Source organism: Halohasta sp. A2, assembly GCF_056175805.1.
On sequence record NZ_JAQFWV010000037.1, the window covers coordinates 19,692 to 29,847 of the forward strand.

Annotated in this window: 7 protein-coding genes and 1 pseudogene; 3 read left to right on the plus strand and 5 right to left on the minus strand. The window is 59.6% G+C overall.

All coding sequences use genetic code 11. The features are described from left to right. Positions 1–27: 27 nt before the first annotated feature. Entirely contained in the window at positions 28–3,987 is a 3,960-nt protein-coding gene (locus O2S87_RS11450) for a PAS domain S-box protein (RefSeq protein ID WP_475408922.1), read from the plus strand. Between the two features lie 27 nt (positions 3,988–4,014). Here the strand turns inward: O2S87_RS11450 and O2S87_RS11455 are convergent, their stop codons facing one another. After that, complete coding sequence (locus O2S87_RS11455) at positions 4,015–5,514, minus strand: replication factor C large subunit (protein ID WP_475408923.1); 1,500 nt, start codon at positions 5,512–5,514, stop codon at positions 4,015–4,017. Between the two features lie 120 nt (positions 5,515–5,634). On the opposite strand from O2S87_RS11455, the gene O2S87_RS11460 reads away from it, so the two are divergent. Both O2S87_RS11460 and O2S87_RS11465 read left to right on the plus strand, forming a co-directional pair. Continuing rightward, positions 5,635–6,072, plus strand: a complete 438-nt coding sequence (locus O2S87_RS11460; protein WP_475408924.1) for a pyridoxamine 5'-phosphate oxidase family protein — start codon at positions 5,635–5,637, stop codon at positions 6,070–6,072. A gap of 144 nt (positions 6,073–6,216) precedes the next feature. Continuing rightward, on the plus strand, positions 6,217–6,924 hold the full coding sequence (locus tag O2S87_RS11465; RefSeq protein WP_475408925.1) for a helix-turn-helix domain-containing protein: 708 nt from the start codon (positions 6,217–6,219) through the stop codon (positions 6,922–6,924). On the opposite strand, the gene O2S87_RS11470 is transcribed toward O2S87_RS11465, so the two are convergent. The 4 genes and pseudogenes from O2S87_RS11470 to O2S87_RS11485 form a co-directional block, all read right to left on the minus strand. Further along, positions 6,921–7,310, minus strand: coding sequence for a thioredoxin family protein (locus tag O2S87_RS11470; protein ID WP_475408926.1), 390 nt, complete (start codon positions 7,308–7,310; stop codon positions 6,921–6,923). The genes O2S87_RS11465 and O2S87_RS11470 overlap by 4 nt on opposite strands. A 42-nt stretch (positions 7,311–7,352) precedes the next feature. Next, positions 7,353–8,693, minus strand: coding sequence for a hydroxymethylglutaryl-CoA synthase (gene hmgB, locus O2S87_RS11475; RefSeq protein WP_475408927.1), 1,341 nt, complete (start codon positions 8,691–8,693; stop codon positions 7,353–7,355). A 94-nt stretch (positions 8,694–8,787) separates the two neighbouring features. Then, the gene (locus O2S87_RS11480) at positions 8,788–9,936 is read right to left on the minus strand and encodes a hypothetical protein (protein WP_475408928.1); all 1,149 of its coding nucleotides are present in this window, start codon (positions 9,934–9,936) and stop codon (positions 8,788–8,790) included. 98 nt (positions 9,937–10,034) lie between these two features. Continuing rightward, a pseudogene (locus tag O2S87_RS11485) lies at positions 10,035–10,156 on the minus strand (IS1595 family transposase); the annotation flags it as partial.

The window sequence follows — 10,156 nt, forward strand, 5'->3', positions numbered from 1 at the left end:
GTGAAACCGGATTCGAAGACAGATTGTATGAGTAGCCGGGAGACGACAGCCAATCAACGCCAGCCACGGCGACACGTTGTACTCTACGACGTCGCCGAGAGAACACGACCGACTCTCGGCTCCCGGTTGGATTCGATCGATCCACAGCTGACTGTTCGAACGGTTTCGGATACGACTGAGCTCCTGAGAGTGCTTTCGGAGTCGACAGTCGACTGTCTCATCTGTCGGTACGGCCCACAAACGACAGCTGCGACTGGCTCGTTGTATCGTCTCCTCTCGAGCGTTGCCGCTACGCCCGCATCGGTCGGATACGTCGAGTCGACTGACGAGCTCGGCTCGGCTCACGACGTCGGGTTTTCGTCGGTTCACCTTCGTCGAGAAACCGATGACGTGGCAGCGCTTGCCGAGCGAATACGAGCAACAATCGAGACGGACACGGAAACGACACCGGAGTCCCTTCGACTGGTGGCCGCGAGAGTCGACAAATGGGGTATGGTCGAAACAACCGTTGGCTGGGGGTCGACGCGAGACGCTGTCGACGAGGCCGATCACCCAGACCAAACCCCTCGTCGTCCTGAGAGTAATCAGCCCCCAGTGTGGGAACTGCCGTGGGCTCCGTCACAGTCGGCCATCGAGGCGGCGATCGATCGGGCAATCACGAGGCCTGACGAGCCGTCGACCGTCGACTCAACGGCCACTGACCACGTGTTCGTTATTATAAACGAAACGGCGGCTGAGAGCCGAGACGATACGTCGAGCACCACCCAACACAGTTCACCGAAGCCCAGTAGTCACCGACTAACTATCATTGGAACAGTTCCGACTGCGACAGAGACCGTCGACAGCTCACCCACACGAGATGCCACCGAACAGACGATCGAATACGAGATCGTCGACGAACTGTACCGGACACTGACGTCGACGCGGGGGTCACTTGGCGAACGGATACAGGCCCTGCTGGAAGTCGGCCAGTCGTATCTCGACATCGACACCGGGATCGTCGCCTCGGTCGACGAGGAAACCTACAAAATCGAACAGATACGAAGCAACGGTGGGCCACTGAGCAGTATAGATACCGGAGACCGGTTTGCGTTGTCGGATACGTTCTGTGAACGGACACTGGCAGTCGGCGAAACATTCAGTGTGACGGGTGTAACCGCCGACGATGCCAACTACGGCTCTCGGTCGATCGTCTCGGAGTTCGGGGCCTGTCGGTATCTCGGCACGCCGCTGTCGGTCGACAACCAGCTCACGGGCACGTTGTGTTTCGTCGGCACTAATCACCAAACACAGACGTTCAGCCCGCAGGATCGGCTTCTTACCGAGTTCCTCTCACAGCTGATCAGTTACGAACTCCAGCAACACGCCGACAAGCGGGAGATCGAAGCGACCAAATCCGAACTCACCGAGCTGTTCGATCGGGTCGACGACGCCTTCTATGCGCTCGACAGCGACTGGCGGTTCACCTACGTCAATGAACGGGCCGAAACACTGCTTGAGACCTCCAGCGAGAGGCTGCTCGGGCGAACGATCTGGGACTGCTTCGACGCCGACGAGACGGCGTTTTACGAGGAGTTCACTCGTGCAGCCGAAGACGGCACGTCGACCTCGTTTGTTGCCGAAGTCGAGTCACTCGGCTCCTGGTTCGACGTCTCTGCATACCCCTCGACAAACGGGTTATCGGTCTACTTCCGCGATGTCACCGCCCAGCAACAGCGGACCGACGAGCTAGAACGCTATGAGCAGATCATCGAGACCGTCTCCGACGGCGTCTACGCGCTCGATCCACAGGGTCAGTTCACGTACGTTAACGAAGGGTTGGCCGTGCTCACCGGCTACAGCCGCGAGCAGCTGCTCGGCTCACACGTCAGCATCTGTAAAAGCGATTCGACGGTCGAAGCCGCCAAAACGGCGGTTCGCACCCAGATCCGCCGAGCGAGAACCGATTCGAAATCCATCGACGATATTTCGCTGGATCTTTCGATCGAGACAGCCGACGGTCGGACGGTTCCCTGTACGGACCATATCTCACTGTTACCGTTCGAAGACCAGTTCCGTGGGAGCGTTGGCATACTCCGAGATGTCAGTGCACAGCGCGAACGCGAACAGACGTTGAACGGCTTGCTCACGGTAACGCAGGCGTTGATGACTGCCGAGACGACCGGCGATGTTTCGGAGCAAGTCATTGAAGCTGTCGTAGACGTGTTGGGGTACGATCGTGCAGTAGTTTACGTGTTCGACGATGACACCGACGAGCTTCAGCCAGCGGCAACTACGCCAGTCGTTCGCGAGGAAGTCGGCATCGTCTCGTCGATCGACATCGGCCAGGGGCCGGAAGGGACTGTTTTCGAGACAGGAGAGTCACACCGATTTGAGCTACCAATCGAGAGTGCTACCGAGTACGGAGCTGCAACCTCGCTGCTGGCCGTCCCCCTTGGGAAGTATGGCATACTCACCATCGGTGCCGGCGCTGGAGACGAGTTCGAGGCGTCGGATCGCCAGCTTATCGGTCTGTTGACCGCGAACACTGAAGCAGCGCTCGACAGAACGACGCGCAGACAGACGCTCCGCCGGTACGAACGGATTCTCGAATCCGTCCAAGAAATGATGTGTGTGGTCGACAGCACCGGTACGATCAGGCTGCTCACTGACCCGCTGGCCAGACGGCTCGGTCACGACCGTGCGCAGCTCATCGGCCAACAGCTCTCGGCGTTCCTCGAAGCCTCGGTGATCGACCCCGATGTCGGTGTGGTCTCCGAGCTGTTCGCTGCGCAGTCGGCGAGCGCTGTCACGTGTGAGGATCGGTTGGTCACCGGCGATGGTGAGTCGGTACCGGTCAGCATCGAAGCCTCGCAGCTTCCACACGTCGAGGGGCGACCCGAAGCAGTCGTCACGATTCACGACATTTCGGATCTCGTCTCGGCCAAAGCGGCCGCCGAAGCCGAGCGCGAACGCTTTACCTACCTGTTCGAAAACCTCACCGACCCGGTCGACGAGATTCACGTTGAAGAGGGTGCGCCGACGATCACGAGCGTCAACAGCGCGTTTCGGTCGCTGTTCGGCGAGCCCGAGATGATCGACCACGGGATGGCGACGCTCGACGACCACACCGCACCCGCTGGTATTGTGGACGATCAGGTGGTCGACAGCGAGGTTCAACAGTCGTTGGCCGAAGAGTTCCTTTCGGAGGCCGAACGCGAGCTAAAGCTCACCACAACTGCCGGAACCAAGTACTTCCTGTACCGGAGTGTCCCCTACGAACTCGGCGACGAGTTCGCAGGCTTCGAGATCTACACCGACATCACTGCGCTCAAACAGCGTGAGATACAGCTCCAGGTGCTTCACCGCCTACTTCGACACAACCTGCGAAACGATCTCAACGTGATCGAAGGCTTCGCCGAGATTCTCAAATCCGAACTCGAAGACGACACTCACCAACGGTTTGCCGCCCACATCCATTCGAACGCCACGCAGCTCACCGAACTCAGCGAGACGGCCAAAACGATCGAGGCGGTAGCCGGTCAACGGTCGCTCGACCGTGAGCCGATCACACTCGGTACGCTGATTCGGTCGACGGTCGACGCGGCGAGCCGGACGTACGATGATGCCGAGATCACGCTTGGATTGCTCTCCGAATCGACCGTTCTGGCGGGCCAACATCTCGAAACCGCCGTCGTCGAGCTACTCGACAACGCCATCGAACACACCGACGCCGAAACGCCGGTCGTCTCAGTCAGTGTCTCGGTCGACACGGACGCGGATGTGGGCGTGATTGAGGTCACTGACAACGGCCCGGGAATCCCACAAGACGAGTGGGCAGTCGTCACTGGCGATACTGAAACCTCACAGCTGGAACACGGCAGCGGCCTCGGTCTCTGGTTGGTCCGGTGGGTCACTGAAGGCTACGGTGGCACGCTCACGTACATCGAACGGGACGATGGAAGTACGATCTCGATTCGTCTCCCACTGGCGGAAACCGAACGCTGACAGTATTTAAAAACTCGGCGTATACTTTTAAACGAAATCGGAGAGCCCGGCCTGATCCTCGTCGTCGGAGTCAGTGACAGTCTTTTGAGGTGATTCGTCAGGTTTCGATGATTCGTTGGCTGCCAAATCCTCGTCCTCGTCTATCGCCGCACTGTCGTCGACTGAGTCGGTCGACTCGGTGTCGGCTTCGTCGACTTCGGTTGGCGAGCCAGCGAACGCACCCCCAGCGTGGTCTTCGATCGCATCGTCGCGCCATGCCTGGGCGTCCGCGACGATCGACGAGACCTTCTTGGTCGACTCGCCGCTGCCGGTAATAAACGAGACGTGAGACTCTTCGAGGTCGTAGGCGGCGGCCATCATCACCGTGAGTTCGCGTGGTTTGCAGTGGTGGGTCATCGCCGAGAGAAACGGCAACACGGCTCGACGGGCGATTTCGATGCTCATCCCGCCACGGTCGGCGATCCGTCGGCACACTTCGTCCGCGGTTTTGTTCGATCCGGGCCAAAACTGCGGTCGACCGTACCGAGTCCAGCCGCCTTTCGTTCCGTCGCGAGCGGCGGCCACGCCCGCAGCGGTGTTGTCGGCGGCATACCGCCAGTAGCTGTAGTTCTGTGTCGCTCGAACCCGACCGAGCCAGACGTCCGAGTTGGCGAGGAAATCATACGCACGAGCCGCCTCGTCGCGGTCGTACACGTCGAGCATGTTGTCCTCGATCCACTTGGTCAGATCGTCGGGCGTCTCGTCGACGCGGTAGGAGGCCTGCAAGGCCTCCTGGGCCGATTCCTCTTTGAGCACGGCATCGAGAAACGGGAAAATCCCCATCGAGCGGTCGCGCTCGCCGGTGACGACGTCGGCCTCGGAAATGGCGTCGCGACCTTCGGCGGCCGCTTGGAGGTCCTTAACTGCGCCGCGGAGGTCTCCGCTGTTGATTTCGGCGATCGCGTCGAGCGCGTCCGGTTCGTACTCGATTCCCTCGTGTCGACAGATGTCCCGGAGCGCAGGGACGATCGAACGCGCGCCAACGTCGCGGAACTCGATGTTCTGGCAGGCGTTTCGCAGCCCCCGAGACATGTCGTAGAACTCGTTGGCAATGAGCACAATAGGTTGGCCCGACTCCTTGACGAGCTTGGTGATCGCGGCCTTGCCGCCGCGGTCGTAGTTGCCGTGAATGTTGTCGGCCTCGTCTAAAACCACGAGCTGTCGACTCGACGTGTCCGCACCGGCTGCGCCGCCACCCGAGGCGCTGCCCGAAAGGGTCGCGTTCATCGCCGCCCGTCCGGCGAACCGTTCGATGACGTCGCCGGTCCGCTGGTCCGAGGCGTTGAGTTCGACCGTCTCCCAGCCCATGTCGTTCGCCAGCGCGTGCGCGGCAGAGGTCTTGCCGACGCCCGGCGAGCCGTAGATGATGACTGCCTCGCGGTGGTCGTCCCACGTCTCGGCCCACGCTCTGAGCTGGTCGCGAGCCTTGTTGTTGCCGCGGAGCTCTGAGAGACTGCGCGGACGGTAGTGTTCGGTCCAGTCGACCATTGTCGGAATAATGACGGTCCGGCGTTTAGCTTCTGCGATGCCGGTGGCGCTCCGAACGGACTGTTCGGTCTTCGTACAGTTGTCGGTGGATTGATCTAACGGTCGCCCGAAGATACAATCATGTCTCAGGTTCAATCGACGGCGCTCGATACGGAAGAAATCGACTCGTTACTCGGCACTGGCGGTGTTGGTGTGATCTCGTTCGCCGACGGTGACGAGCCGTACTCGATTCCGGTTTCGTACGGCTACGATGCAGGCGCTGGAAGCCTCTATATCCGGTTTGGCTTTGCACCGGAAAGCGACAAACGCCGGTTCGTCGACGACGGCGTCACCGCCTCGCTGGTCGTGATGGCCGAATCGATGGATGGCTGGCAGAGCGTCGTTGCCCGCGGTCCACTCCGAAAGGTCACCGAGATGGCGCTCGATTCCCATGCTGCCGAGAGCGTCCGGCAGGTCAGCATCCCGTTCGTAACAATATACGACAGACGCGCAAGCGAACTGGAGTTCGAACTCTACCGGCTCGAATCCGACTCGATAACCGGTCGACGCGAACGCTGACCGGAAAAAGGTTGCGGCAGTTCGGTCGAGAGTCGGATAGTGTTCAACAGTGAAGAGATCGTCATCTGTCGAACCTCGGTTTCGGTATGCTTTTTATCCCGAGCGACGGTGTGAGGGTATGTCCCAACGTTCGGTGAGAAGTCGATGACGTCGACGGTTCGTGAGGATCTCGCCCACCGGATCGCAGGCGAGATCACACTCAGCGAAGACCCTGGCGCGACGCTCCGAAAGTGGCGCACGGATTTCGACATCTCACAGACGGATCTGGCTGCCAATCTGGATGTCTCGTCGTCCGTAATCTCGGATTACGAGAGCGGTCGGCGCGAGAGCCCTGGCATCGGTATCATTCGGCGACTCGTCACCGCGCTGTTGGACGTCGACGAAAGTCGCGGCGGGAGCCGAATCCGTCAGTACGGCCGCGTGCTGTCGGCGGGCTTCGAGAACGACATTGTCTACGATCTCCGGGAGTATTCGACAGCCCTCCCAATCGAAGAGCTGTATGAGGCGCTGGATGCGACCGAGATCGTCCGCGGCGAGCGCGACTACGTCAACGGCCACACCGTCATCAACAGTATTCAGACGATCACCCGACTCACAAACGAGGAGTTTTATCGCCTCTATGGCCAAAGCACCGACCGCGGGCTCGTCTTCACCGATGTGACTCGTGGCGAGGGACCGCTGGTCGCTATGCGCGTCGTCACACCAACACCCAATGCCGTCATTCTCCACGGGATCGAAGCCGACGACCTGTGGGAGCACGCTGGCGCACTGGCCAAGGTCGATGGGTTTTCGCTGGCCACGTCGACGCGTGATCTCGACGACGCGCTCACCGATCTGCAGGCGCTGGCTTAGGACTGGGTCGCCGTGTCGAGCGTGTCGTCCGTAACGTGGCTATCTATAAATCCGACAACGGCATCAGTACCCTGAAACCCCTCGGCCAGTCGACCGACCTCCTCGCCGTCTTCGAAGACGATCAGCGTCGGCACGCTTTTGATTCGATACTCCTCGATGAGATCGAGGTCGACCTGCGGATTGATCATCCCGACAGTGATTCCGGTCGCGCGGGCGACGTTGCCCAAAACGGGTTCGATCGACTGGCAGAGTGCACAGCCCTTCGTATAGACGTCGATCAGTACCGGTGAGTCGCGCTCGATGAGGTCGACCAGTTCGTCCCGGTCAGCGAGTCGGATCGGTTTGTTCGACGCATCAGCAGATTGTTCGTCTTGATGGGGAGCCATTAGGTCGACAACGCGACCCGTGCGGATACGAATTGCGCCCGATTACTCGACGTAGTCGTACTTTCGTTCGTTCATCCGGCCCCAGCCGGTAAAGACGAACTCGTCTTCAGGATCGGTGAACTCCTCAATGTCGACGGCGGCCTTGTCGTAGTTGTGGTTGTCGTGGACCTGCTCGTACTCCTCGTAGGTCAGATTGTAGCGCGACTCGATCTGCGAATCGATGTTGAGTTGCTCGATTTCCTCGCGCCAGTTCTCCTGGATTGTTTCGGCGTGAATCTCGGCTTGGGCACCCGAGCCATACGAGCCGATGAGGAGTTTTTCGCCCGCCAGATCCCGGTCGTGTGCGGCGGCGTACTTGAGGGCTGCAATCCGAGCGATGTGAACCGAACCGGTGTACCAGTTGCCGACGTGCCGCGAAATGCCGAGCGTCGGCTCGATAGTCTTGTGGTACCACGCGCGGTACTGGTCGGTGTTTTTGAGTTCATCCATGTAGTCTCGGATGGCCTCCTCGTAGGCGTCCCACGAGGTGTACTCGTCCTGGCGGGGTTGGTAGCCGAGTTCGCCCGCCAGCTCGTCTTCGATCTCGGTATCCCGGCTCATATGCCGGTAACCCAAGAGAGCCGCCTTTCGGACCATGCCGGGGAACGGGGTGTGGAACGGGATGTAGGCGAAGTCGTCGGGGTGCATATCCCACGCGACGGATTCGAAGTCCTCGACAGCCTCGCGCATCCGCGAGAGATACACCTGCATCGATCGCTTGCCGTCGACGGAGGGGAACTGCTGGTTGGGTTTGAGGAAGTCGGTCTCGTCCATGCTGCCGTAGCCTTGCTCGGTCGAAATCTCGACTAAATCGGGGTTTTCGTCGACGAGCATGGCGACCGCACCCGCACCCTGGGTTGCCTCGCCGGGATCACCACGGGCATAGAGGGCGGTATCAGTAGCGATCACGAGCGCGGCGCGGCCGCGGTTGCGCCCGGCACGGATCCAGTTGTAGGCGTCGTCGACCGACTGGGTGCCAGCAACGCAGGCGAACTTGCGTTCGCCCTTGTTGGCGTGGCGGAAATCCTCCTCGTAGTACTGTTCGAGACAGCCAGCGATGTAGGTCGACACCGGTTTGGAGTTGTCGAACGCCGACTCGGTGGCGACGTCGATCCGACCGATGTCGCTGGGGGTCAGGCCCTTGCGCTCCATGAGGCGCTTGGCCGCATTCGCGCCCATAGTGACGATGTCCTCGTAGACGTCGGGAAACGAGGAGTGTTCGAGACCGATCCCTTTGCGGTACTTGTCGGGGTCTTCGTCCTTGGCGGGCGCGAACGTCTCCGGCAGATCGAGTTGTAGTTTACCGGTCCAGATCTCGACCGCGTCGATGCCGACGGGAGTCATACCGGCTGATTGCGAGAGTGGCCATATGGGTTTGTCGATAGTATATACGTCGACTGTCGAACTCAGGGAAGGATACGGCTCGGTATGAGATGGGTTACGGGCTTTCGAAGTAGAACGGCACCGATTCGCCATCGGACGTCTCCAGTGTGATCGTTAGATCGGCTTGATCGGACGATCCAACCGGTTCGAGGTTTTCAAGCGTGTTCTGGCTCACCGGGGTACCGTCGGCTTCGAAGTCTCTGAACTCGATGGTCCGCTCTTGACTGGCTTCGACGGTTGCATCTGAATCGAGCGATACCTGATCACCGTTCGTCGAGATATCCGATTTGATATCACCATCATTGAGCTTGAATCGGGAACCTCCAGAACGCGTTATAGTATCCGAGAAGTTGTCGTCGACACGGATGTCTGTAACGGTGACATCAGTCGACTCGGATGGGTTCGTGATATCGAATTGGAGCCGTCCATCCTTGTTGCTCTGTAGCCCATCCGAATATTCGAGCAGCGCCGCCCCGCCACCGGTTCCATTTCCGGATCCATCGCCGTCGAAGCTGAAGCTCCCGCCGACGAAGTAGGTCGCCTGCTGTCCGGATTCGAGGGTGAGCGTGATAACGAAGAAGTCATTGTTTTCTTGAACACCTTTATCGAAGTCCAGTTGGATGGTCGTCTCTCTTCCGTCACCCTCGAGGAAGACGTTCGGATCGAGGTCGTTGAAGTCGTCATTGATCAGCCAGTTCGTCCCGTACGGATTATCCTCACTCCCGTCGCCAACGACATTGACGTTCTGGACCTCTGTTGGATTACTCCCACCTCCGGCATAGAAATTGATCCGACCGTTGGTGAACGAAGAGTTCTCTGCACTGTTCCGGAAGGTCAGTTCGACGTCATTGTTCCCGCCGTCCCAGTCTGCTCCGATGAGTTGGACATCACCCGGTGCGGCAGGATTGATACCACCATCGTCAGTTTCGCGGCCTCCCTCGGACGGAACACGGTTCATCCCAACAGGTGCATACGCGATATCGTGTGTGCCATCGAGTGCGAGCGTGAGATAACCATCGCTGACTGTCACCGAATCGTCCGCATCGAGTTCGTCTTCCAATAGGTTCTCCCAGTCTTCTTGGGAGAGATCGGTCGGTACGGTCACGTTTGGATCGTCGACGCTCTCTGTTTCGAGAACGCCGGGGATCGGTTCGACGGCAACCCGTCCAGTGCCTGCCTCGCGGAAGTTCCCCTCGACAGGCACCAGTGAGACTGTATCACCCTGTAGCAGCGTTTGGTCGGTCAGCGTAACGTTCGAATTTTCGAACGCCTGATACGAGACCGTGTTTTCGTAGCGCGCTCTTATGTAGAGCTGTGGAATCCCCCTATAGCAAGGCAGTCGACGAGGAATTCGAACGATCCGCCGACGAGATTCACTGATCGAACGATACCAAAAGTGTGAGCGGCCTGCTCCAAGCCGTGCT

What these genes read in the sequence shown, in the direction of transcription:
- O2S87_RS11455 (WP_475408923.1), bottom strand. Translation starts at nt 5,514, where the DNA reads ATGGTCGACTGGACCGAACACTACCGTCCGCGCAGTCTCTCAGAGCTC.
- O2S87_RS11470 (WP_475408926.1), bottom strand. Translation starts at nt 7,310, where the DNA reads ATGGCTCCCCATCAAGACGAACAATCTGCTGATGCGTCGAACAAACCG.
- O2S87_RS11460 (WP_475408924.1), top strand. Translation starts at nt 5,635, where the DNA reads ATGTCTCAGGTTCAATCGACGGCGCTCGATACGGAAGAAATCGACTCG.
- O2S87_RS11465 (WP_475408925.1), top strand. Translation starts at nt 6,217, where the DNA reads ATGACGTCGACGGTTCGTGAGGATCTCGCCCACCGGATCGCAGGCGAG.
- hmgB (WP_475408927.1), bottom strand. Translation starts at nt 8,693, where the DNA reads ATGACTCCCGTCGGCATCGACGCGGTCGAGATCTGGACCGGTAAACTA.
- O2S87_RS11450 (WP_475408922.1), top strand. Translation starts at nt 28, where the DNA reads ATGAGTAGCCGGGAGACGACAGCCAATCAACGCCAGCCACGGCGACAC.